The 23,967-nt window shown below is 41.2% G+C and carries 20 protein-coding genes; 1 reads left to right on the forward strand and 19 read right to left on the reverse strand.

Features of this window, described 5'->3' with window-relative positions:
- Positions 1–12: 12 nt before the first annotated feature.
- The 19 genes from KA713_09485 to KA713_09575 form a co-directional block, all read right to left on the reverse strand.
- Entirely contained in the window at positions 13–483 is a 471-nt protein-coding gene (locus KA713_09485; GenBank protein UXE68780.1) for a hypothetical protein, read from the reverse strand.
- 881 nt (positions 484–1,364) lie between these two features.
- Positions 1,365–1,772 carry a hypothetical protein gene (locus KA713_09490; protein UXE68781.1) on the reverse strand — a complete coding sequence of 136 codons (408 nt, stop codon included), beginning with the start codon at positions 1,770–1,772 and terminating at the stop codon, positions 1,365–1,367.
- 136 nt (positions 1,773–1,908) lie between these two features.
- Positions 1,909–2,901 carry an alpha/beta fold hydrolase gene (locus tag KA713_09495; protein ID UXE68782.1) on the reverse strand — a complete coding sequence of 331 codons (993 nt, stop codon included), beginning with the start codon at positions 2,899–2,901 and terminating at the stop codon, positions 1,909–1,911.
- Positions 2,902–2,914: 13 nt separating this feature from the next.
- Positions 2,915–3,055 (reverse strand): hypothetical protein, encoded by a 141-nt coding sequence (locus KA713_09500; GenBank protein ID UXE68783.1) that lies wholly within the window; start codon positions 3,053–3,055, stop codon positions 2,915–2,917.
- 48 nt (positions 3,056–3,103) lie between these two features.
- A complete protein-coding gene (locus KA713_09505; protein ID UXE68784.1) occupies positions 3,104–4,564 on the reverse strand; it encodes an NAD(P)/FAD-dependent oxidoreductase in 1,461 nt (486 codons plus the stop codon).
- Positions 4,565–4,570: 6 nt separating this feature from the next.
- Complete coding sequence (locus KA713_09510) at positions 4,571–4,858, reverse strand: hypothetical protein (protein UXE68785.1); 288 nt, start codon at positions 4,856–4,858, stop codon at positions 4,571–4,573.
- A 6-nt stretch (positions 4,859–4,864) separates the two neighbouring features.
- Positions 4,865–5,266, reverse strand: coding sequence for a hypothetical protein (locus KA713_09515; protein ID UXE68786.1), 402 nt, complete (start codon positions 5,264–5,266; stop codon positions 4,865–4,867).
- Positions 5,263–5,676: a hypothetical protein gene (locus KA713_09520; GenBank protein UXE68787.1), complete on the reverse strand. Its 414-nt coding sequence runs from the start codon at positions 5,674–5,676 to the stop codon at positions 5,263–5,265. The genes KA713_09515 and KA713_09520 overlap by 4 nt, the downstream gene beginning before the upstream one ends.
- Before the next feature lie 819 nt (positions 5,677–6,495).
- A complete protein-coding gene (locus tag KA713_09525) occupies positions 6,496–7,143 on the reverse strand; it encodes an energy transducer TonB (protein ID UXE68788.1) in 648 nt (215 codons plus the stop codon).
- A gap of 208 nt (positions 7,144–7,351) precedes the next feature.
- Complete coding sequence (locus KA713_09530) at positions 7,352–7,906, reverse strand: hypothetical protein (GenBank protein UXE68789.1); 555 nt, start codon at positions 7,904–7,906, stop codon at positions 7,352–7,354.
- A 2,582-nt stretch (positions 7,907–10,488) separates the two neighbouring features.
- Positions 10,489–10,659 carry a hypothetical protein gene (locus KA713_09535; protein UXE68790.1) on the reverse strand — a complete coding sequence of 57 codons (171 nt, stop codon included), beginning with the start codon at positions 10,657–10,659 and terminating at the stop codon, positions 10,489–10,491.
- A 755-nt stretch (positions 10,660–11,414) separates the two neighbouring features.
- Positions 11,415–14,036 (reverse strand): ABC transporter permease, encoded by a 2,622-nt coding sequence (locus tag KA713_09540; GenBank protein UXE68791.1) that lies wholly within the window; start codon positions 14,034–14,036, stop codon positions 11,415–11,417.
- 2 nt (positions 14,037–14,038) lie between these two features.
- Complete coding sequence (locus tag KA713_09545) at positions 14,039–14,371, reverse strand: PadR family transcriptional regulator (protein ID UXE68792.1); 333 nt, start codon at positions 14,369–14,371, stop codon at positions 14,039–14,041.
- Between the two features lie 384 nt (positions 14,372–14,755).
- A complete protein-coding gene (locus KA713_09550) occupies positions 14,756–15,232 on the reverse strand; it encodes a hypothetical protein (protein ID UXE68793.1) in 477 nt (158 codons plus the stop codon).
- 191 nt (positions 15,233–15,423) lie between these two features.
- A complete protein-coding gene (locus tag KA713_09555) occupies positions 15,424–16,047 on the reverse strand; it encodes a hypothetical protein (protein UXE68794.1) in 624 nt (207 codons plus the stop codon).
- Between the two features lie 273 nt (positions 16,048–16,320).
- Positions 16,321–17,190 carry a carboxypeptidase-like regulatory domain-containing protein gene (locus KA713_09560; protein ID UXE68795.1) on the reverse strand — a complete coding sequence of 290 codons (870 nt, stop codon included), beginning with the start codon at positions 17,188–17,190 and terminating at the stop codon, positions 16,321–16,323.
- 2,343 nt (positions 17,191–19,533) lie between these two features.
- On the reverse strand, positions 19,534–20,736 hold the full coding sequence (gene dcm / locus KA713_09565; GenBank protein ID UXE68796.1) for a DNA (cytosine-5-)-methyltransferase: 1,203 nt from the start codon (positions 20,734–20,736) through the stop codon (positions 19,534–19,536).
- Complete coding sequence (locus tag KA713_09570) at positions 20,733–21,908, reverse strand: HNH endonuclease (GenBank protein UXE68797.1); 1,176 nt, start codon at positions 21,906–21,908, stop codon at positions 20,733–20,735. The genes dcm and KA713_09570 overlap by 4 nt, the downstream gene beginning before the upstream one ends.
- Before the next feature lie 2 nt (positions 21,909–21,910).
- Positions 21,911–22,213, reverse strand: a complete 303-nt coding sequence (locus tag KA713_09575; protein UXE69089.1) for a helix-turn-helix transcriptional regulator — start codon at positions 22,211–22,213, stop codon at positions 21,911–21,913.
- 861 nt (positions 22,214–23,074) lie between these two features.
- Between KA713_09575 and KA713_09580 the strand changes: the two genes are divergently transcribed.
- Positions 23,075–23,959, forward strand: a complete 885-nt coding sequence (locus KA713_09580; GenBank protein UXE68798.1) for a phosphoadenosine phosphosulfate reductase family protein — start codon at positions 23,075–23,077, stop codon at positions 23,957–23,959.
- Positions 23,960–23,967: the final 8 nt, after the last annotated feature.

A 23,967-nucleotide genomic window follows, 5' to 3' on the forward strand; every position in this document is an offset into this window, starting at 1 on the left:
GTGCGCTGCCATTCATGCAGTCCACTTTAAATAAGTAGGCAATTTTTGTCCTGAATTAAATTTCTTAAATTTATCAACCTCGTTAATCAATGTCAGGCAAATATTCTCAGTTAACCAAAATTCAATTGGTGAGTTAATGTCCCACCCAATTTTTTTAAAGCCCTCACACAACTTAAATGATTGAGTCGGAGTCCAAAATGCTTTAAACAGTTCGTCATGATGCTGAAAGTCCACGTCCTTGTCAGTTATAAAGAAGTCGAAGCAGTCAGGCATTGTTATTCGCAGTGCAGGAGCTTCTCCGCTACCACCACCTACAATTATGTCTCCAGTTTTTCCGTCAAAGTTGTCCTCGCTGTTCGGTATGTCCTCGAGTAATTCGTAGACACCAATGTCCTTTGTGGAACTATTGTAAACGAAGTCGTAAGTGCTCGGGCAATTTATGCGTCCAAGAAGTTTATGTTTATATAGGTCAATCGAAGCCATACTTTTCTAGAGGGGTTGCGCACAACGGCTAAGTTTGTGACGGCTGCGGTCTTCGGAGCGCGTCCCTGTCGCACGTGGCAGAGCTAAATTAAGAAAAACAAACCGAATAACCACAACGACCCCGCAGCTGGCATAAACTTTTTGTTATGCGAACAGCCCCAGAAACTGTTCAGGGGCCGAAAAACCGTCCAACGTGGCGGGTGCGCCTGCGTCCCTGTCCCGGAGCGGTGAAGCGTGGCGCGGTGAAGAAATTGTCGACCGCGTCACCGTCCCCACGCAATGGTGAACCAATTTGAAAAGCTGCAAAACAAATAAGCAAAGGCGCGGGATGAATTTTGTTTTGCGGTCTCAAAATCCTGCGCGTCCGCGGGGCTTGCGCATAACGGCTAAGTTTATGACGGCTGCGGTTTTCGGAGCGCGTCCCTGTCGCACGTGGCCGAGCTAAATTAAGGAAAACAAACCGAATAACCGCACCGCACCCGCAGCTGGCATAAACTTTTTGTTATGCGAACAGCCCCAGAAACTTTTCAGGGGCCGAAAAACCGTCCAACGTGCCGGGTGCGCTACGTCCCTGTCCCGGAGCGGTGAAGCGTGGCGCGGTGAAGAAATTGTCGACCGCGTCACCGTCCCCACGCAATGGTGAACCAATTTGAAAAGCTGCAAAACAAGTAAGAAAAGGCGGGGGATGAATTTTGTTTTGCAGATTCAAAATCCTGCGCGTTCGCGGGGCTTGCGCATAACGTGAGTATTTGCGTTCGAGCGGGGCTTCCGAAGCCGCGCGGTGTCCCCGACACCGAACGCAATAAAGATACGAAAACGTTGGATTACGCGTCAACCCCGCTTGACGCAAATACATTGTTAGCAGCTGGTTTGCCTCTCAGTCAATATAACTCAATAATGTCAGTCGTCTCCAAATCAATCTGATTGTCGTCAAGGAATCGAAGTGCATATTTTATCATTTCATTTTCCATTTCCATTTTCAGTTTGAAGTCCTCCTTGTCCTTAGATGGAATACTTGGCGAATAGTCAAAAACCTTGTCCGCCTTTTCAATTTCAATTATACTTCTTGAGTTTGTCTTTACTTTTTCAATTTTCAAACGGAGAATCTCTTCTATTTCCTTTGTCAAGTTCGCTGCATGCCTGTCAAATAAGTTGTACTGATTGCCCGTTAAATACAAACTAAAAAAAGTCTTGTCATCTTTGTCGAAATAAAATTTCTTTTCAGGGTTGTCATTTAAAAATTGTCCAGCCCAAATAAAAACTAGTACCCTATCTTGTTTCCATGTCATATTCAAACTTGCTGCTAACGTGAGTATTTGCGTTCGAGCGGGGCTTCCGAAGCCGCGCGGTGTCCCCGACACCGAACGCACTAAAGATACGAAAACGTTGGATTACGCGTCAACCCCGCTTGACGCAAATACATTGTTAGCGGCTGGCAGTCCCATTTAGTAGGTCGTAAATTATTTTTTCAAACTCTTTGTCCCCCAAAATGGTTTGATGTGTCGCTCCGTTTATCTCAAAATAACGGTCGTCCGTTTTCAGTAGTTTTTTAAGTTCAAGAGCGTCTTTATGAAGAGCACTCTTTGTCCCACAGATAATAGCAATCGAGCTTTTTGTTTTCTGAATGTCTAAATCTGTCCTAAAAGGGAACTTATTAATTTGGGGGAGCGGGAAAAAGAGTATTTCTAAGTACTTGTCGGCAAACTTCTCGCGAGGTTCTACCAATATTGTCATTAATGGGTTGTTGTCAATGGCCAGATGTGAAGCAATGCTCGTTCCAAGTGAGTAGCCAACAACTACTATTTTATTTTCTGGGTATTTCGTTTTTAGAAAGTCATATACTGTTTGCGAGTCAGAGTAGAAATTGTCAATCGTGATTTCTCCTGTGCTTTTTCCGTGTTGTCTGTAGTCTGTAATAATTATGTCGTAGTTGCATTTTAGAAACATTGGGGCCATAAGTCCCCACCTGTCAAGATTCCCACCATTGCCTTTCCAAAAACAGATTACTCCGCGCGAGCTGTCGTTCTTGAAAAATAACGAATTTATTTGTCCACCGTCTTTTGATTTGAAATTAAGTTCTTCGTATGGTTCGTCAAAAGCGAATTTAAAGTCCGGTGATGCCTTATATTCTCCTGCGGGTCCACCAAATGCAGATAATGGCATTAATTGATAGGGTAGATTAAAGTAATAGCGATAATCGGCATTGGCTGTTACTTTGGGAATTAAATTTGCTTTCGCTTCTTTCTCTTTTTGCTCACCAATAGCAATATTGTTCCTGCTCATTTGCAAGTTTTTATTCCGAACCTGTGCTGTATCAATACACTGTTGCATTGTCCATACTTGGGCTTGTGCTGCTTGAAGTCCTATTAGAAAGAATAGCAGGAATATTGTTTGTTTGTGAATGCTAACTAACTTCATTAGTCAAATATTTTTAGACTTTTTTATTGCGTGTACCACCATGCCCACCTGCAACTATTCCTAATATTTTTAAGCTTAAATAGATGAACCTAAAAAATTGAATAATTGGATTTTGCATTTTTGAATGCTCCGATTTAGATATTTGTTGTGTCATGATTGTTGATTTAATTATGCAGGAATTAGCTTTAGTAGTTTATTTCCGCTACTCAGGAATTAACCACCAAAATGGTTTCATTTTAGCTTTATAAATAAAGGCATAATGCAAAGTCAACTTTAGCCAATGCCCAGCAAGGCCAATGTCACCAAAAGTTTTCCTTAAATCTCTGCCGTGTGATGTTGGATATTTTTTATAATCAGGAACAATTGGGAAAGTTGTAATACTAATCCCGCTTCCATTAGTCATTCCATAGCCAGCAGAAGCAATGCAAGCAGCCCCCATATTACCCATGGATCCTTTATGGTCAAGTGATATTTTTCCGTTTTTAATGTTGTCAATAATATTGTCAGCCACTAATTTTGCAGTAATTCCCGAAGGCATTCCTGTTCTTGGTGGTGATGGAAAAATATCAGTGCCATTTATACTTTTTCTTGGTTTCGAAATACTATGAGGCGGTGCAAATGCAATTCCGGGTGCAAAAATGTTGGCATAACTTGGATTTTGGTATGTTTCTGGCCAGTCTTGAACAGACCATTCTTCATAGGGTTTTGCTGTGTAATCGGCATCTACAATCATAAATCCCTTGAAAAGTTTGGCAGTTATATCGTTTTCATTTTTATCAAACGCTTTAAAACCATGTCCTGAAAATGAGGGAATTAACATTGCAAAATCGAAGAACTCTGTTTTGTATTCCCCCTTTAAATTTTCATAATGTGCTATGCCATCTTCAATTTTAGAAACGCCAGCACCTAAAACCCATTTAATGCCACGGTCAGCAAAAACCATTTCAACCATTTCACTTGACTTCATTGTCTTATTGCCATAGGATAAAAGCATGCCATCCATACCAAAGTCTCCCAATTCATTTTCGTTAGAAATCCATGTCAGTTCTATTTTATCTCGTACACCAAGACGCACCAATTCCTTTTCAACATTTAAAATATATTCGAATGCCGCACCCTGACATGTGGCTTTAGCATGACCAGTTCCAATTAATATTTTGGCTTTCTTGTCAGATACTTTAATGTCTGCTATTAATTTATGTAATGCTTCAGAAGCATGAGTGGCATGCTCATAAGTGCATACAGAATAGGCCTTGTTTGTTCCTGGATTCAGCCCTTCAGTGAGTTCAAAAGCTAGTTTAGGTCCAGTAGCATTGATTAGAAAATCATAATTCACTTTTTCTTGAACTCCAGCATTTTCGCCAAAAATGTATTCAACTGTTACAAATGGCTTTGTTTCTGTGGCATCACCGTCTGGATGAAATGAAACAACTTTTGCTTGCTTATAACCAATTCCTTTTCTTTTATACAAAGGTTCCAATGGAAAAAATACTTCTTCAGATTTCATTCGTCCAGTACCCACCCAAATATTAGATGGAACCCATTGATAATTTCGATTGGGCGAGACCACTAGAACTTCATGTTCTTTGGATAGTTTTCTTCTTAAATGTGATGCGGCAGTGTGTCCTGCAATACCGGCTCCAAGTATGAGTATTTTTGACATGATAGTTTATTTAATAAGTATTAATTGGCTTTCAATTGTTCCTTCAACCCAATGCTTTATCATCGGTTCAATATTTACATAATCACCCGAGATTAGTGTTTCTTTAATACCTTTTTCGTTTTCAAAAATCACTTCCCCTGCCATACAAATCAATAGTGCTGGTGTTTTCGTAAGATGTTCTTTTAATTTTTCGCCTTGCAGAATTTTTATTGCTGTAGCATTGCCCAGATCACTTTTAAAAAGGGAAATTGCTGAAACTGGTTTTTCTTGAGTGTGTAATTCTTTTATGTTCATTGGAGATTATTTTAAATTTGATTGAAACTTTCTTGTGATTGTGAAATAAGCAATTGTTGCAAAAACCAGTGTTACTGTAATCCTGAAGAGCATAGCACCGACAGTTTTTTCTTCATAAATCCCACCAGAACTAATGTGAATTTTAAGACCGATAAACGCGGAAAATAGAATTAGCGTTGAAATTCCTAAGAGTGTAGCTGTCCATTTCTTGTTGTTGATAAACCCATAAGCAGCGAATAGGTAAAGAATGCTACTGATGAAATTTGACCAAACCACAAAAGGAACATAATTGCCCTCTTTGGCTCTAATACCAAACAAATCAAATATTACAGATGTGCTTAGAAATAGAGTAAGCAAACCAAAGCCCGTCAATACAGCAACTAATAAAAAAAGTATTGCCTTTTTCATAATTGAGTGAACGGTTTCATTTTAAGAAATGCAATTCCAAGCCAAACAACGGAAACTGTCATTGTAATTGCACCTATTAATACTAATGCAGGTGGTAAACCAAAATACACCTCTGTTAATATTCCAATTGGCATTAATAAGCCTGTGAGTGCGAACCAAGAAATGGCTTTGACGTTTTGGAGTTTGTTTCTAAAATGAAGTAGAAGATAGCCAATTAGGATGTTAAGAAAAGCGAACAAGTTTCCGTGAACGTGGGCAAGTCGAGTCTCAAAATGTTTTCCGATACTATATGAGTTTACCCATTCTTCTTTCCCAGGAGCAAAGTCACGAAGATAAATTAGTAGAAAGCCATAAGCCATGAAAAAGCCCATTGTCAAAAAGCCAATTGCGATGTTGTTTTTACCATTCATATTATTTTATATTAAAGTGTTGAGTTAAGCTTAATATCCTAAATCACTATAGACAATCTTAGTCTGGTCACTTTTTGACTAAATGCCGTATGTGGGCAAGGCTGCCCAAAATTGAACCGTAAATCGGAAGATGGGTTAACAGGGAGTGAATCTGTAACTGAACCATTTCCTTATTTTTTACCAAATGTGATAAGAAGCCACTGTTATAGAAATGATTAAACTCATAGGATAACATGATTATACAACACCTTTCTTAAAGTATTTTATGCTACATTCAAACCAATTGTTTCAGCGTAGTAATCTTTGTTATAAAGAAGTTGGTGGTACTCTTAGAGAATTACGTCTACTATATGGATTACTATGTAGAAGCATTTACCCATTTGTAATTGGATTGATCTGGTCGGGTTTGGCTCTTGCCATTGCTTTGGTGTCGCGGTGGGAGGTGCGGCAATGGCAAGTGCCAAAAGCGTGGGCGAGAATTTTTTTAGGTTGCCGTGCGGTGGGGATTGTTAGACGTGTCGTTGTTCGTCAGCCGAGTCGAGTCCCAGTTTTTTGTGTTTCCTTTTAAAGTCCCCGTTGTCTAAGGATACGTTAAGTTGTCCCCGTGGAGATATTTAATAGGTTGGATTGTCAAACGTTGTTTTGTCGTCTTGGAGTATGTGTCGGGTTACACGGAAGGGCATTGTTGCTAACGTTTGTGTTTGCGCAGTGGTGGGCTTCCGAAGCCGCGCCCTGTCCCCGACACAAAACGTTGAACGAAGATAACACTTTGAACTTACACGTCACCCCACCATTGCGCAAACATTTTGTTGCCGGCTGTTACCTCTTCTCACCTTTTTTTGGGTCAAACGTTATTGGTATCACAAGTCTCGTCTTAACTGGCTTACCTTTTTGTCGTCCGGGATTGAAAGGATAATTTAATGTCGAAAGAACCCGAACTGCTTCTTTGTCTGCTAACTCATTGAATCCCTTTATCAATCTCACGTCTTTCATTTGCCCAACGGAGTCAATAGTAAACTCAACGAACGATTTTCCTTTTTCATTTAGTCCGGTTGGATAGTTCATTTTGCTTGTAATTGCCTCAAAGAATTTTTTATAACCACCTATTGGTTCAGCCTGAGTCTCAACTATTATTCCTAAGAATACTTCCTCTTCATTCTCAGTCTCGATTTTTTCACACGCCTTTAATAATGAGTCCCCTTTTATTACCTCTTGTCCAAGTGTTGGAATTGTCAAAGATGTCGCTATAAATGTCGCGGCTGCATATTTTAAAAATTGGTCGCTGAGCTGAGATTTTTTAAATAGTCCACAAACTGGTCCTTTCGATTTCTTAATTTCTTCTCTTAATTCTTTGTCCGTTTTGCCAGTAAAATCTATGACAGCATGGGAGCATCTGTCGCAGTGGAGTTTGTTGTCCAATGTCTCAGGGCAGTTAAACTCAATGGTAACGTCTTTAATCTTTGTCATAAGTTAGGTCGTCATTGAGTCTATAATCCTGTCTCCGTTAATTAGTCACAAAACTGTCCGAGGTAATTGCCGGCAACGGTTAGCTTGTGGCAGGCGGGCAAATAAAAACCTTCGTCCTGTCCAACGTGATAAAGATAAATAAAGAACTACAAACTGCAATGACGCACAGTCCCGCCCGCTTGCCACAAGCTTTTGTTGGTGGCAGTGCTTATTTACTCGATTTTAACAAACCAAAAAAAGTCAATATCTCTTTCCAATTACTAATCAAAAAAGTCAATGCCGAACCAATTAAAGTGAACCAAATTCTATTATTTCGGTTTTGAAGCTTCAAATTCTCGATCGTCAGTTTGTCAATTTCCTCTTTGCTCTTTCTGGTCGTTAGCTCGTTCCTGAGTGAGTCATTTTGCAACTTTAAATTTTCATACTCTAAATTTTCCTTCGTCTGCTCTGCATTATCGCGTTTTGATTTTAATTCTAAATGTTTTAACCAACCACCATTTTCTTGAATCTCTCGTCCATGAGGTGTCGCGGAATAGAGCACACCACTTGCATCATTTGTTGTTACCAGTTCTAAATGCGCCATTCTGTCGGTCAATATTACTAACTCACTTTGGTTTGCGTTCAGATTTTCTGTCCAAAAGTCGTGAAGCGATGATGAGCCGTCTAGAGTCCCAAATGCAACTGCATAGGCTTCTCCACGTGGAATTGAGACGTGGTTGCAATACACTTCAAGTAGCTTATTAATTTTCTCGTCCTTTGTCATATTTCGTTATAGTTCGAAGCGCATTGCCACTAACGATGAGGGTTGCCGAAGGTGGGATTAAAAACTTCGCTCTTTCCCCATAAGATAAAATTAATAGAAAGAGGAACGTTTTCCTAACGCACTTAGCCCCACTTTCGGCAACCCTATGTTGGGCGGTGTTGCAATTTCGAGTTCGCCTTTTATGGCCAAGTCATTGCGTATAAAAGAAAATTATGCGCACGTTACTTGGACTGCCGAAGTTCATTTCCCTGTTATTTACCCCCTTTTAACACGGCACACTTCGGCACGTTAGCCGTAATTAAACGTTTGTAATCGTTTGACATCTGGATACTGTCAAACCAAACGATTAACTTCGTCCCCAAGTCTTTGAAAGCGGGGTCACCCGTTTGAAAGTGCGAACTTTCACGGTCTCACCGCAAAGACTTGAAAAGAAATCCTAACGTCTTTCTTCCAACGTGCCTTCAGCGACTTTGTAAATAAATAGGGAAAACAGAACTTTGTAAAAGGCGATCTCTGAAATTCGCACTCGCAATATAGCCCAACGGCCAAGTTTGTGACGGCTGCGGTCTTAGGAGCGCGTCCCTGTCGCACGTGGCAGAGCTAAATTAAGAAAAACAAACCTAATAACCGAACCGCACCCGCAGCTGGCATAAACTTTTTGTTATGCGAACAGCCCCAGAAACTGTTCAGGGGCCGAAAAACCGTCCAACGTGCCGGGTGCGCCTACGTCCCTGTCCCGGAGCGGTGAAGCGTGGCGCGGTGAAGAAATTGTCGACCGCGTCACCGTCCCCACGCAATGCTGAACCAATTTGAAAAGCTGTAAAAGAAATAAGCAAAGGCGCGGGATGAATTTTGTTTTGCGGTTTCAAAATCCTGCGCGTTCGCGGGGCTTGCGCTTAACGCTAAAGTTTGCGTCAGGGCGGGAAGTTAACACCTGCGTCATCTCCCACGTGATAAAAGAACTAAATAACCACCAACTTTGCAAGCCACACGTCCGCCCCGCCTGGCGCAAACTTATTGTTATGGGCTGCTGTCCTACGTCACTCTCCACGAAGTGCGTCCCGATGTAGTCCTGCGTCAAACGCTCAACAACGTGCTGACTTCGTCCCGTCAACGAAGTGCGCACGTAAACGTCAGGCGAAAAACTGTCAATGAAATGCGGTCCCACGAGAACAAAACAAGTTGCCCATAACGGCTAAGTTTGTGACGGCTGCGGTTTTCGGAGCGCGTCCCTGTCGCACGTGGCCGAGCTAAATTAAGAAAAACAAACCGAATAACCGCACCGCACCCGCAGCTGGCATAAACTTTTTGTTATGCGAACAGCCCCAGAAACTGTTCAGGGGCCGAAAAACCGTCCAACGTGGCGGGTGCGCCTGCGTCCCTGTCCCGGAGCGGTGAGGCGTGGCGCGGTGAAGAAATTGTCGACCGCGTCACCGTCCCCACGCAATGCTGAACCAATTTGAAAAGCTGCAAAACCAATAAGCAAAGGCGCGGGATGAATTTCATTTTGCGGTTTCAAAATCCTGCGCGTTCGCGGGGCTTGCGCATAACGGCTAAGTTTGTGACGGCTGCGGTTTTCGGAGCGCGTCCCTGTCGCACGTGGCAGAGCGAAATTAAGAAAAACAAACCGAATAACCGCACCGCCCCCGCAGCTGGCATAAACTTTTTGTTATGCGAACAGCCCCAGAAACTGTTCAGGGACCGAAAAACCGTCCAACGTGGCGGGTGCGCCTGCGTCCCTGTCCCGGAGCGGTGAGGCGTGGCGCGGTGAAGAAATTGTCGACCGCGTCACCGTCCCTACGCAATGGTGAACCAATTTGAAAAGCTGCAAAACAAATAAGCAAAGGCGCGGGATGAATTTTGTTTTGCGGTCTCAAAATCCTGCGCGTTCGCGGGGCTTGCGCATAACGATGAGGGTTGCCGAAGGTGGGATTAAAAACTTCGCTCTTTCCCCATAAGATAAAATTAATAGAAAGAGGAACGTTTTCCTAACGCACTTAGCCCCACTTTCGGCAACCCTATGTTGGGCGGTGTTGCAATTTCGAGTTCGCCTTTTATGGCCAAGTCATTGCGTATAAAAGAAAATTATGCGCACGTTACTTGGACTGCCGAAGTTCATTTCCCTGTTATTTACCCCCTTTTAACACGGCACACTTCGGCACGTTAGCCGTAATTAAACGTTTGTAATCGTTTGACATCTGGATACTGTCAAACCAAACGATTAACTTCGTCCCCAAGTCTTTGAAAGCGGGGTCACCCGTTTGAAAGTGCGAACTTTCACGGTCTCACCGCAAAGACTTGAAAAGAAATCCTAACGTCTTTCTTCCAACGTGCCTTCAGCGACTTTGTAAATAAATAGGGAAAACAGAACTTTGTAAAAGGCGATCTCTGAAATTCGCACTCGCAATATAGCCCAACGTGAGTATTTGCGTTCGAGCGGGGCTTCCGAAGCCACGCCTTGTCCCCGACAACGAACGCAATAAAGATACGAAAACGTTGGACTGCGCGTCAACCCCGCTTGACGCAAATACATTGTTGTGTGCTGGGCGGTTTTTACTAAACCAATTCGTTGCTGTCGGTTGTCAGCGATCAATCTCTACCTGAATCTTTCTTAACTCTTCATTCCATTTAAACACTTCATCAATATATTTCTTGTCGATAAAGCCAGAGTCCGTTTGCTCTTCTTCCAGCTTCTTACTGGCTTTGTTTAGTTTAATAATGATTTCAATTCTCTTCTTTAATAATTCTTCCATATTCAATCACTTTATTATAGGCTTACTTTAAAAATACTAATAAAAACAATGCGGATTTAAGTTGAGAGTCAAAAAGTCCGTCTTTAGTTATCGTTTATATTTTGGTTATCATTTGATCTCTTGCTCTCAAATAAACTCTACCGTCTGGTTTGATACAAACTTTGACGTCCGCGGTTATAAATTTAGTCCCTATTGGATGTCTTTCTCGTTCATATTTACTGCATTCAATAACCAAGTCTGTCGATAAACCTTGGTCTGGTAAAGGACGTACTCTAATTCTTCCTGTCTCAGAGTCTTTAAAACTTTCACACTTGATGTTATCAATGTAGTTCCCCACTATCATCTCTGGAGTCATATTTTTAGTTGCTTATCGGTCCGTATGATAAAAATTGTCTGGTTAGGAGTTTATTCGTCAAGCCAGTTGGTTGTGCTGAGACAAATCTTTCCACCGCCTTGCACACAACGTTTGTGTTTCTGCAGTTGTGGGCTTTCGAAGCCGCGTCCTGTCCCCGAAACCAAACGTTGAACGAAGATAAAAACTTATAGCTTACACTTCACCCCGCAATTGCAGAAACATTTTGTTATGCACATGTGCCGCAGTCAACCGTCACTAAGCAGCACGGATGCCAAAGCTTAGGTCGCGGGTTGAAGTAGCGCGGCTTTGGCATTGGTGCTGCGGTACGAAGCACGACTCCAGTCTAGTTAGTGTCGGCTTTGAAGTCGGAAAGTCTTTAGTCGATTGCTTGGTTTTCATTTCACTCCATTTTTATCACATCGACTGGGTTCATTCGGCCTGATTTCCAAGCGGAGTAGCTGACTGAAAGCATAACTACCATCACAGAAGTCAATACCACAAGTAAAAACGGCAGGTAATCTAACTCAACCCGGTAAGCGAAAGTACTTAGCCATTCCTCGATAAGCATATATGCAACGGGCAACGCTACGGCACAGGCAATCAATACGAGACGAATGAAATAGTTAATATGCAACATGGAAATCTGTGTCACCGATGCACCTAGTACCTTGCGTATGCCAAATTCTTTCATTCGTTTCACGGACATGTACATGGCCATCGAGAAAATTCCAAGTACTGAAATCAAAACTATAACAAGTGTACCAAATTGAAGTGAAGCATACGCTTTGTTCTCCTTCTCGTGGCTTCTGTTGTACAGCTCTGCCACATGAAACCAGTTAAGCGGGTAGCCAGGCATAATCATTTTATATTTTTCTTCTACTGATTGAATGACGGATTTTGCATCACCAGTGTAGCGAACGTAAATAAAACCATCAGGGTATTCGTTCGTCCATGGCAACCGCATCACAAGCGGTTTCACTTTATCATACAATGGACTGATGTTGATATCTGAAACAACGCCCACCACCGTTCCGTCCCACTTGCCCTTCTCTTCGGGATGCGTGTAGATGCGTTTGCCCAACGGCTCTTTCCAACCCAGTTCCCTCACAGCCGATTCATTCACAATAAATGCGGCACCACTGTCCGAAGGAATTTCAGCATCAAAACCCCTGCCTTGCAAAATCTTTATCTCAAGTGTTGAGAAGAGTTCATCATCAGAGAATACTTCATACAATTCAACCTGCTTCATCTCCGGCTTACTTTCCTGTTCAACAAAGTACCAATCAGTCCCATACCCACCACTTATAAAAAACGAGCTGTTTGAAACCTGAGTGACTCCCGCAACCTGTTTAAGTTCATGTTTAAATGTCGTCATATTATTTACGGTGAATCCCTGCGGCATATTTAGCATCAGCAGGTTTTCCTTATTAAACCCAAGGTCTTTATTGTGAATAAAACTGATTTGATTGCCAACTATTACAGCACAAATTATACAGATCGCTGAAATGCCGAATTGGACAAACAACAAAATCTTGCTTAATGAAGAGTTGTATCCGCTGCTATTGGATTTTAGGTTTTGAATCACTCCCGAAGTGGTAAACATTTTTGCAGGGAAGTAGGTTGAAAAGAAAAGCAAAACAACCAAACCTGACCCCGCAAGTATCGCCACTCTGGGATTTAACAGCATTTCAAAGCGCAGGTCGCCATCCAGTAACTGCGTAACTTTAGGAAACAGTAGGTAAAGTGCACCCACGCCTAGAGTCAATGCGAAGAGACTGAACAATAACGTTTCAAGCGATACCTGTGATATCAATTGATACTTTCGTGCACCCAGCACTTTGCGAACGCCAGTTTCGCGTGCACGGCTGTTGAAATCCGCAATGGAAAGGTTAACATAGTTAATGGCAGCCACCATCAGCAACAAAACCCCAAGAACCGAAAAGGCATAAACGTAAGTCGCACTACCCTTGGTACCCATTTCACCCTGATATTCAGGGTCAAGATAAATGTTTGAAATAGGTTGAAAGAAGAGATCGAATCCCACTTCCTGCCGTTCTGACTTTTTGATATGCCTGTTCAGCAACGACTCTATTTTTGAGCTAAGTTCTTCCGTTACAGGTTTTTTCAGTCGAACAAAAAGGGTTGATGACTGGGCAAAGAATTCTCCGGGTGATACAATACTATTGAGCGTTGATTCGGTTTTGTCAAGTATGACTGCTTCAATACCAATGGATGTATGGCTAGGGTTTTTGATCACAGCTGTTACCTGGTACACATCGTCCCTATTGTTAATTGTGATCAGCCTACCTAATGCGCTAGCTGTTCCGAAAAGATTTTCCGAAATTTTTCTAGTGAGCACAATGCCATTCGGATTTTTCAATGCATTGGATGAACCTTCGATAAAATCGAACTTTAATAAATCGAATAAGGTGCTGTCAGCCTCTATCAAGAAACCTCCACAGGAAACGCTTTTATCTTCGTACCGGAGGTAAGAACCATGTGCATACCTTATTCTGGCAATCGCTTCTATTTCAGGAATATCTTGTTTCAGTATAGGACCAATGGCGTGTGGCACAATAGCATATTTTTCCACCTGATCGGCTTCTTTGCGTAGAGAGTTTACCCGGTAGACATTTTGATGGTCGTTGTGGTGTGTATCATACGATCTTTGATATGACACATACATCGCGATTGAAAGAAAACTAAAAATCGCTAATGTCAACCCACCTAGTTTAAAAACAAAATTCACTTTGCTTTTACGGATGTGGCGCATTCCAGTGATGAAATAGTTTTTGAACATAAAAAAGTGGTTTTGTTCTATATTGATTTTGTTTCGTAAGATGATCCCCGGCCTGAAAAACCGAAAACATGCTAGGATAAATCGTAGCTTGGCTTTTCGTTTCCCTGTAGTTCTCTCTTCGTAGTTATATATTTCGATGAGGTCTCCCTCAATCTGTTCATACAACTCTTCAGGGCAAATTGCACGAAGTAATCTTTCTGCCCATTTCGGAAGCGATTTCATTTTTAGCTATTAATCATCTTTAACTGTGGTACCAACTTCCAGATTTCAGTTCTTGTTTCCTTCATGGAGCGAAGTACGGCAAGCCCCGCGTTCGTGATCGAATAGATTCTTTTTCTTCTTCCTCCACGTTCATTAGTTGCACCGCCAACTACTGATTTTATGTAGCCTTTGTCTTCCAACCGGTATAGCAATACATGGACAGCACTCAGAGTTACTTTCCGACCAAGCCACTGCTCTATTTCAATGGTAATTGCGGCCCCATAGGCATTTTCGAGAAGAGCGGCAACCAGCGTTAAAATCAACTCTTCGAAGTCGTTCAAGAATTCCTTTTTCATTTCATTCTGTATTCAGAAGCAAATAAGTAAATTAATTGAACACAAGCAATTTTGGTTGGTCTGGAATTACGTCCTCTTTAGTGATTTTAATTTAGGTCACTCAATTGTCCGTTTTTAACTCGTCATCTTGTCGCGGGGGGAAAGATTGGCTCTTTTGCTTGCTTTGGTGTCGCGTGGGAAGTGCGGCATGCAAATGTGCCAATGCGGGTCGGTCACTACTCTGTCCCGCGGCATTGTGCATAACGTTTGTGTTTCTGCAGTGGTGCCTTTCCGAAGCCGCGTCCTGTCCCACGAAACAAAACGTTGAACGAAGATAAATATTTATAGCTTACACATCACGGCACCATTGCAGAAACATTTTGTTGCCAGCTGTTGGGTCGTCCACTATCTATTATCAAATTGTTCTTTTCTAATTAAGTATTCTCGTAATTGGTCAGAGGTCATATTTAAAATGCTTTCACATTTAACTCTAAAGTCGTCCGGATACTCAGACATAAAATAGTCCACAATTGTGTCGGACGTGTTCGGATGTTCAAAATCTTTATGTATAAATGTCAGGTCCCTGTTCATCTCTCTTTTATGAGTTGTCCGCCATTGATTATACATTTGAAAATAGCGAAGCACAATTTTTAAAGAAAAATTGTCCAAGTCTGTCTCTGTGATGTTCTTAACATTCTTTCCTTTGAAATAGTTTTTTACGATTTTGTGATTTTTTGTAATTATCTCGCTGGTCTCATCAATTGTTTGGTTTGGGATAAACCAATTCTCCCTCTTTGTCGTCAGTCGAACTCCTTCACCAAGTCCCATTGGGGAGATTTCATCTTTTAAATTTATTGCTATCTGTCCAACGTTAAATTTCATTAATGTCTCTTCAAATTTTGTTGCTCACTGTCCACGGAGCTGACCCAATTGCTGGCAACGTTTGTGTTTGCGCAGTGGTGGGCTTTCGAAGCCGCCACTGTCCGCGTGGGCAAACGTTGAACGAAGATAACACTTTGAACTTACTCGTCACCCCACCATTGCGCAAACATTTTGTTGGCAGCTGCCTTTTTTCACACACTCTCAAAAAACTGTATAGCGAAGTTGCAGAAGTCAATAATCACGTCTTTGTCCAAGTCGAACTCCTTTCTGTTACCAAGATAGTTTCTTGATTCAGGTGTTATTTCTTTTCCGTCTAACAGTTCCTGCACTGTCAAACATTTAATATGTTTTTTTGAAACAAGTATTATGTAAGCATTTTCGTAGGGATAGTCTTTCGGCAAGTCCTTTTTCTTGAAGTCTCCGCTTGCTCTAAATTTCACCTCAATAAAATAAACCTCCTTTGTCTTTGGATGCTGAATTACAAAGTCAGGCATTCGCCTAATGTGTTGAGAAACGTCAGAACGAACACCTTTCAATAATTCCATAATTCCTGGAATTGTATTTTCCATTCCGTACCTGAAAACATTATATTCAAGACTTAGAAACAATTCTTGAATTAGTGTCTCCGCAATTCTCCCCTTTATCATTCCATATCTATACTTCCTCTCATTTTCGGTCAGTCCGCCTTCATCTTCATCTTCGTCTATGTCCTTGTCCTCAGGTCCTGAGTCCTTGTTGTTTTTCTCATTATAACATTTTGTACACAGTCCGCCATTGTACTTTGTAAACTGTCCACACTTAATGCATTCGGCCATGTTTTTATTTTAAAGTCCCTGTTTGAAAGTTTTGTTTTGTCGTCTGTGAAGTCGTCCCACTCTTTTATGTGGTCAAATCTTTTTTAAAAAAGGTTGCTGCCAACGTTTATGTATGAAACGTGGCTGGGCTTTCGAAGCGCATCACTGTCCCATGACACCAAACGTATTTTGAAAACTAAACTACAAATTAAAACTGAACCCCAGCCATGTTTTATACATTTTGTTATAGCCAGTGCGCTTTCTCCAATCTTAATTCGGGGAGCTTTTCATTAATTAATACTCTGTCGTCACATTGAACCCTAGACTAATAGCTTTATACTTTTTCCATGTCCCCTGACTGGTTTCTCTAGTTATAAATGAACTTCCGAGAAGTCCCGCTGAAAATAATATTCCCTTTTTGCTTCTTTGTCCGAAATTCTCAATAAGCTCTAACGAAACAAAAAAGTCATTAGTCATTACAATATTGTAACTACTGAGATCAAATGTAAACTTTCCATTCTTTGTCCGAATGGGAAAAATAATCTGCTCTGTATTTATTCTGTCGCCTGGCAGTCCCTTTTTTAAGTCATAGAAATTCAATCTAAATATCATTGAGTCCGATGTATTCTCCACAATAAATGCGTTAAAGTCTTTTATGTAAGTCGGCCTTTTCTTTATGTTAATGATAATACCTAATTCATTTCCCAATTCACTATTTGTGAAACCTCCTCTAAACTTCTTTGACTCGGTCTTATTACCTTCAATTTGTTCTTTTGTTTTTTTACTCAAAACAACGACCTCAGAAAGTTTCGTTATCTCCTCTTCTAGTTTTATTTCCTTATCGTAAACAATCATAGCTTTAAAATCCGACACCCTAAATTGTCTGGATTTATAACCTACAATTGATAGTCTTAGAGAATCATTATTATTCTGTTCAGATAGTGAAATTTTGAATTTCCCTTCATTGTCTGATACAGTTCCTATGTCCTTGTTTAAGACACCAATATTTACATATCTAATGGCCTCATTTGTCAATTTATCTTTGACAACCCCTTCATAAATCTTTTGTCCAAATAGGTCTGGGGTCAGAATGAAAAATAGCAAGGTAAATGAAAGTCGGATGGTCAGTCTCAAATAATAGTTAACGATACTAAATGGATTCATAAAATGTTTAGGTTAGTTTAACCTTTGATGATGTCTCTTATTAAATAGTTTTATGGATAATTCTAAAATTCTTTTCTTCTGTCGCATCGATCTAAAAAAACTACTCCACTTATTTGTCGTTGGTAGTTGGGGAAGAATCTTTCTAGCGCATTGGCTATAACGATGAGGGTTGCCGAAGGTGGGATTAAAAACTTCGCTCTTTCCCCATAAGATAAAATTAATAGAAAGAGGAACGTTTTCCTAACGCACTTAGCCCCACTTTCGGCAACCCTATGTTGGGCGGTGTTGCAATTTCGAGTTCGCCTTTTATGGCCAAGTCATTGCGTATAAAAGAAAATTATGCGCACGTTACTTGGACTGCCGAAGTTCATTTCCCTGTTATTTACCCCCTTTTAACACGGCACACTTCGGCACGTTAGCCGTAATTAAACGTTTGTAATCGTTTGACATCTGGATACTGTCAAACCAAACGATTAACTTCGTCCCCAAGTCTTTGAAAGCGGGGTCACCCGTTTGAAAGTGCGAACTTTCACGGTCTCACCGCAAAGACTTGAAAAGAAATCCTAACGTCTTTCTTCCAACGTGCCTTCAGCGACTTTGTAAATAAATAGGGAAAACAGAACTTTGTAAAAGGCGATCTCTGAAATTCGCACTCGCAATATAGCCCAAAAGAAAATTATGCGCACGTTACTTGGACTGCCGAAGTTCATTTCCCTGTTATTTACCCCCTTTTAACACGGCACACTTCGGCACGTTAGCCGTAATTAAACGTTTGTAATCGTTTGACATCTGGATACTGTCAAACCAAACGATTAACTTCGTCCCCAAGTCTTTGAAAGCGGGGTCACCCGTTTGAAAGTGCGAACTTTCACGGTCTCACCGCAAAGACTTGAAAAGAAATCCTAACGTCTTTCTTCCAACGTGCCTTCAGCGACTTTGTAAATAAATAGGGAAAACAGAACTTTGTAAAAGGCGATCTCTGAAATTCGCACTCGCAATATAGCCCAACGGCTAAGTTTGTGACGGCTGCGGTCTTCGGAGCGCGTCCCTGTCACACGTGGCAGGGCTAAATTAAGAAAAACAAACCGAATAACCGCACCGCACCCGCAGCTGGCATAAACTTTTTGTTATGCGAACAGCCCCAGAAACTGTTCAGGGGCCGAAAAACCGTCCAACGTGGCGGGTGCGCCTGCGTCCCTGTCCCGGAGCGGTGAAGCGTGGCGCGGTGAAGAAATTGTCGACCGCGTCACCGTCCCCACGCAATGGTGAACCAATTTGAAAAGCTGCAAAACAAATAAGCAAAGGCGCGGGATGAATTTTGTTTTGCAGATTCAAAATCCTGCGCGTTCGCGGGGCTTGCGCATAACGGCTAAGTTTGTGACGGCTGCGGTCTTCGGAGCGCGTCCCTGTCGCACGTGGCAGAGCGAAATTAAGAAAAACAAACCGAATAACCACACCGCACCCGCAGCTGGCATAAACTTTTTGTTATGCGAACAGCCCCAGAAACTGTTCAGTGGGCCGAAAAACCGTCCAACGTGGCGGGTGTGCATACGTCCCTGTCCCGGAGCGGTGAGGCGTGGCGCGGTGACGAAATTGTCGACCGCGTCACCGTCCCCACGCAATGGTGAAATAATTTTGAAAAGCTGCAACAGAAATAAGTAAAGGCGCGGGATGAATTTTGCTTTGCGGTTTCAAAATCCTGCGCGTTCGCGGGGCTTGCGCATAACGGCCAAGTTTGTGACGGCTGCGGTTTTTGGAGCGCGTCCCTGTCGCACGTGGCAGAGCTAAATTAAGAAAAACAAACCGAATAACCGCACCGCACCCGCAGCTGGCATAAACTTTTTGTTATGCGAACAGCCCCAGAAACTGTTCAGGGGCCGAAAAAACGTCCAACGTGGCGGGTGCGCCTGCGTCCCTGTCCTGGAGCGGTGAAGCGTGGCACGGTGAAGAAATTGTCGACCGCGTCACCGTCCCCACGCAATGGTGAACCAATTTGAAAAGCTGCAAAACAAATAAGCAAAGGCGCGGGATGAATTTTGTTTTGCAGATTCAAAATCCTGCGCGTTCGCGGGGCTTGCGCATAACGTTTGTGCATAAGCAGTGGCGGGAATTCGAAGCGCGTCACTGTCCCACGACACCAAACGTATTTTGAAAAACTAAACTACAAATTTACACTGAACCCCGCCATTGATTATGCATTTTGTTAGCAACCGTGCGCTTGTCCCACGTTATTTTTTTACTCTTTTGAAAACCACTTTGTCCACCTACACAAAACTGAGCGCACTTATTGGCTGGCTTTGGTTGTGTGACGGAATGTGCGGCCTGCCAATGTGTGCGCGGCTATTAATGATAATATTGATTGTATATTTCGTGAGCAACCTTGTAAGCCAACAAAGGAGGAACAGCATTTCCTACCTGTGTAAATTGTCGTGCGGATGGTCCAACGAAAATGTAGTTGTCGGGGAAGGTCTGAAGTCTTGCACTTTCTCTTACGGATAATGTCCTTGGTGAGTACGGATGAAGGTGTGAACGACCACCACCTTTAGTCCCCCCAGCAATAACTGTCTTGCTTGGTAAGAATGGATTTAATCTATCAACTCTACCTAATTGGTCTCTTTGTCCATAGTTAAGTTCCATATAACGCAAGATAGATTCCGCAGTATGCTCCCTTGTCACATGATTTTCATTGTCGAATATTGGTCGTTCGAAAACATCAAAGCAAGGAGTAGGTGAGAGATTAATTTGAGGATAATCAAAATTGGAACCTTGTCGTGTGCCTATAATTATTAATCGAAGTCTTTTTTGAGGAACTCCAAAGTCAGAAGCGTTTAATACATGAGGCTTAGCGATTTTATAACCTATTTTAGCAAGGTCTTCTAAAGATTTATTTAGACCCTTTCCGTTATCAATTTCAATGAGGCCAGGCACATTTTCAATTAAAAATACTTTTGGTTTAAAGTGCTTTATGAACCAAATATAGTCGTTAAGTAAATTTCCTTTCTCCTTGTCTGAGAAACCTTTTCTTTTAAAGTTTTCGTCTTCCTTTGCAAAACGTTGGTTAGATGCAATACTGAAAGGTTGACATGGTGGCCCACCGTGAAATACGCCATCGAATGGTGCTTTAATTCCAAGAGACTTTTTAAGAACTTTAGCAATCTCCTCTTTATCCTTTACATCACCAGAAAAATCAGGTGGTCCAATTACTAAGTGATTAGGGTAATTCAGTCTTAAAGTCTCGCAGAATAACTCATTCACTTCGACAGATGCTAAGTTATCAAAGCCAGCATAATCAAATCCAATATCCAGTCCGCCTGCACCTGAGAAGAAACTTACGGCAGGAATACCATGATTTCTCTGTTTGTAGTCTTCAATACTCTTATATTCTGAAAATGAAACTTCACCTTCTGAGTAGTTTTTATAGCGTAAATGGTCATAGGTAAGTCCGAGTTTCCTTAGCTCTTCATTTAAATCTAAGTCCTTGTCTTTACATTTTTTTAATAAAGCAATTTGCTCTTTCAGCGATATTTTCTCGTCAATTTTTATCATACCACTATGCTTGTTTTCGCTTTAACATAAATTTCTTTTGCTTCGTCTCGACTTCTGAAGTCATCAAGCTTATACTCATTTAACCAATTCTTATAAAAAGTATGAACGCTTTTATGGCAATTCGGACACAGGCCAACAACGTCATTAAGAGAGGTTCCTTCACCAGTTATTAAAAGGGCTGATGACAAAGGTAGAATATGATGTACTTCTAGAAGATTATCCGTCCAAGGGTATCTCTCCCTTGTATTACAAACACACATATCACAAATTGTTTCCGGGTTCTTTTCAAAGAATAGTCTTCTAAGTAAAGGACTCCGTTCAATTTTTATGTGAGTAACTCTTGTCCTTTTACCTTCAACAAAAATGTCATCAGTAGGAATTTCTCTTGATTGTAATTTAAAGGGATAAACTATTTCACCTGTTAACGAAGTCATCGAGAGATATTCTTCCTCTCTTAACTCTTTGGGCTGCTTAAATATTGGATTAGTTAAATGACTAAAACCATTGTAGTCCTCATAGTCTTTGGCCGAAATGTCCAAATAAAGCGCACCGTTGTGCCATTTTAGAATGCTAAGTTGACTTATGAAAATTAGCATTTCACGCACTTGTCTAGTTTCGTCTCCTTCCGGAGAATACCTTGTTGATGGGAGTTTTGAATAATGCTCTATTGGCTCAAGACCAGTGCAATTGTTCCCAATAATTAGTGAGAAAACTTCTTCAAGTGAAGCTGTTGGTCTTTTGCCAATTATAAATTGTGAAAGCAGATACTTTAATACAGCACAGAATGGATAAACTATTTCATCTGATTTTGAGTAATCAGTGAATGCAGCAAATGGAAATCTAAATCGCGGTATGAAAAGCGAGAGATACTCATCTACATCGATAGTGTCATCAACTATTTTTTTACAAAAATCAGTAACATAAAGTCGGTCATTAATATTCGTCCCTAAGAATGAACACTCAAACACTCTTTTGTAATTTCTCCAAACTCGATATGAACTTGGAGCAAATGGTAGACCTGTAAAACTTTCTAATTCACTTCTAAGAGGGTCAACATCCTTCTGATTAATTTCTACTCCCTCCAGGCGTCTTAGTGTGTGAGCAATAGCTTTTAAATTTTCGTATTGAAAATACGTGAGTCTACCTTGGTCCCATCTCCATTTTTGCGGCATAATTATCGTCTATGGGATTTTATATATTTAATTTTCTTTTCGGCTACTTTTAATGCCCTACTTGCACAATCTTCTTCAACAATTTCGTAAGCTATTTTCTCACTAAGAAATTGAACCATTAATTCTTCTCTGTCAATTTCAAGAATTTCTGAGAGTTTATTGATATTCTCCTTATTGGGATTCCTGTCTCCCTTTTCTATTTTACTCAGTATTGCTTGGTCAATATCTAAGTACGCAGCCACTTGTCTAAGAAGTAAGTTCTTAGACTCGCGTTTTGATTTAATAATTTGTCCTAGGGTCTCCATTTGTCCGGATTTACTTGACATATTTTGTCAAATATAAATATTCAAGTCAGAATATCAAATTTTTTGTCAGCTTATACGCGGTGTGGATGATTTGGCTCTTTTGCAAGCTTGGGTGTCGCGTGGGTTTGTGGGGCTTGCAAATGTGCCAAATGCGGGAGGGGTTTTTATGGGAACATTGTCCACGTACACGGTCTTATCGTCTTTGTCATTCGTTAGCTTGGTCGTCTTAGCGCATGGTTGCTAACGGTTAGGCTTGCAGAAGGCGGGCAATTAAAAACCTGCGCCTTCTCCCACGAGATAAAATAAATGAAACGCACTGAACTTTCCTAACGCACAGTCCGCCCGCTTTTCTGCAAGCCTGTGTTATGGCCAGTTTGCAACCGAGCTTAGGGTTTTAGTGTCGACCGTGAAAAAGGAAAAATGTCCACCGATAAGTTTTGCGAGCAAGTCGTCCAGCGCAAGAGTTTTGGTCGTCCGCCAGAAAGTGTCATTAAGAGTTGTCGCGCGAGAATGGGTCGTCCGATTGCAGATAATTCCGAGACGGGTCGTCAACGAGAAAAAGCGTCCGCAAGAAAAGGGTTTAAAAAGGTGTCTTTGATTTTTTAAATTTTCCGTCAGTCGTTTGAAGCAAAGTCCTCGGAAAGTTTATGAATTGTCAGCGAGCAGAAGTCAGTCGGCATTTGTCGTCACCGAAATTGGGGATGCACACTCGTCCCGCAAATTGGCCATAACGTATCAAATATAGGCGAAGTGGCTGCCTTAGAGAATTTATATGAGCCACACGGTTTTGCAACGTTTGAATGTGCGCTGGTTTGCGCGGGTTGCTTAACGGTGTGAGCGGTGAAACACAAACTTGATAAAATGAAAACTAATTTACTTGTCTCTTTCTCTGGTGGTGAAACGTCCGCTTTCATGGCTCAATGGATTAAAAACCACTTAGAGGATAAAGTCTATAAAAATGTTGTTTACGTGTTTGCTAACACCGGATTAGAGAATGAGCAAACATTGGAGTTCATAAAAAAGTGTGATGATCATTTTGATTTTAAAACTAAATGGATTCAGGCAAGGACTCGAATCGGCAGAAAGTCCACAGCGTACTGGCATATTGATTTTGAAACCGCAGCAAGAAACGGACAGCCGTTTGAGGAGTTAATTCAAAAATATGGAATACCAAATCAGGCAATGCCACATTGCACAAGGGAATTAAAACAAAACCCAATCAAAGCCTTTGCAAGAGATTATTTTGACAGTGAGAAATATGATACAGCTATTGGAATAAGAAGTGATGAGGCCGACAGAATTAACGCAAAAGCCAAAGAAAATGGATTTATCTACCCATTGGTTAATCGCCAAATGATACCAACTACTAAACCAATGGTTAATTTTTTTTGGAAACAAATGCCGTTTAGATTAGAACTGAAAGGCTATCAAGGGAACTGCCTAACGTGTTGGAAAAAATCAGATAAAAAGCTATTTCAAATTGCTAACGAAAACCCGAAGGCGTTTGATTTTATGAATAGCATGGAAGAAAAATATTCTTGGATTGGAGCTGAATTTAAAAAAGAATATGAAGGACAACGGCAACGGACATTCTTTAGGGGTAATCGAAGCGCAAAAGATATACTTGAACAATCAAAAACGTTTAAAGGTATTGTTAAAGATGATGCTCAAGAATACAACTATCAAATTGACTTAATTGGAGGCGATGGTGAGTCCTGTGAAGTTTTTGCTGAATGTGGATCGTAGCGGTAATT

The sequence above is a fragment of the Chryseotalea sp. WA131a genome, from assembly GCA_025370075.1.
Lineage (GTDB): Bacteria > Bacteroidota > Bacteroidia > Cytophagales > Cyclobacteriaceae > ELB16-189.

What these genes read in the sequence shown, in the direction of transcription:
- KA713_09530 (UXE68789.1), bottom strand. Translation starts at nt 7,906, where the DNA reads ATGACAAAGGACGAGAAAATTAATAAGCTACTTGAAGTGTATTGCAAC.
- KA713_09485 (UXE68780.1), bottom strand. Translation starts at nt 483, where the DNA reads ATGGCTTCGATTGACCTATATAAACATAAACTTCTTGGACGCATAAAT.
- KA713_09540 (UXE68791.1), bottom strand. Translation starts at nt 14,036, where the DNA reads ATGAAATCGCTTCCGAAATGGGCAGAAAGATTACTTCGTGCAATTTGC.
- KA713_09505 (UXE68784.1), bottom strand. Translation starts at nt 4,564, where the DNA reads ATGTCAAAAATACTCATACTTGGAGCCGGTATTGCAGGACACACTGCC.
- KA713_09555 (UXE68794.1), bottom strand. Translation starts at nt 16,047, where the DNA reads ATGGCCGAATGCATTAAGTGTGGACAGTTTACAAAGTACAATGGCGGA.
- KA713_09575 (UXE69089.1), bottom strand. Translation starts at nt 22,213, where the DNA reads ATGGAGACCCTAGGACAAATTATTAAATCAAAACGCGAGTCTAAGAAC.
- KA713_09500 (UXE68783.1), bottom strand. Translation starts at nt 3,055, where the DNA reads ATGACACAACAAATATCTAAATCGGAGCATTCAAAAATGCAAAATCCA.
- KA713_09580 (UXE68798.1), top strand. Translation starts at nt 23,075, where the DNA reads ATGAAAACTAATTTACTTGTCTCTTTCTCTGGTGGTGAAACGTCCGCT.
- KA713_09535 (UXE68790.1), bottom strand. Translation starts at nt 10,659, where the DNA reads ATGGAAGAATTATTAAAGAAGAGAATTGAAATCATTATTAAACTAAAC.
- KA713_09515 (UXE68786.1), bottom strand. Translation starts at nt 5,266, where the DNA reads ATGAAAAAGGCAATACTTTTTTTATTAGTTGCTGTATTGACGGGCTTT.
- dcm (UXE68796.1), bottom strand. Translation starts at nt 20,736, where the DNA reads ATGATAAAAATTGACGAGAAAATATCGCTGAAAGAGCAAATTGCTTTA.
- KA713_09525 (UXE68788.1), bottom strand. Translation starts at nt 7,143, where the DNA reads ATGACAAAGATTAAAGACGTTACCATTGAGTTTAACTGCCCTGAGACA.
- KA713_09560 (UXE68795.1), bottom strand. Translation starts at nt 17,190, where the DNA reads ATGAATCCATTTAGTATCGTTAACTATTATTTGAGACTGACCATCCGA.
- KA713_09545 (UXE68792.1), bottom strand. Translation starts at nt 14,371, where the DNA reads ATGAAAAAGGAATTCTTGAACGACTTCGAAGAGTTGATTTTAACGCTG.
- KA713_09495 (UXE68782.1), bottom strand. Translation starts at nt 2,901, where the DNA reads ATGAAGTTAGTTAGCATTCACAAACAAACAATATTCCTGCTATTCTTT.
- KA713_09550 (UXE68793.1), bottom strand. Translation starts at nt 15,232, where the DNA reads ATGAAATTTAACGTTGGACAGATAGCAATAAATTTAAAAGATGAAATC.
- KA713_09570 (UXE68797.1), bottom strand. Translation starts at nt 21,908, where the DNA reads ATGCCGCAAAAATGGAGATGGGACCAAGGTAGACTCACGTATTTTCAA.
- KA713_09520 (UXE68787.1), bottom strand. Translation starts at nt 5,676, where the DNA reads ATGAATGGTAAAAACAACATCGCAATTGGCTTTTTGACAATGGGCTTT.
- KA713_09490 (UXE68781.1), bottom strand. Translation starts at nt 1,772, where the DNA reads ATGACATGGAAACAAGATAGGGTACTAGTTTTTATTTGGGCTGGACAA.
- KA713_09510 (UXE68785.1), bottom strand. Translation starts at nt 4,858, where the DNA reads ATGAACATAAAAGAATTACACACTCAAGAAAAACCAGTTTCAGCAATT.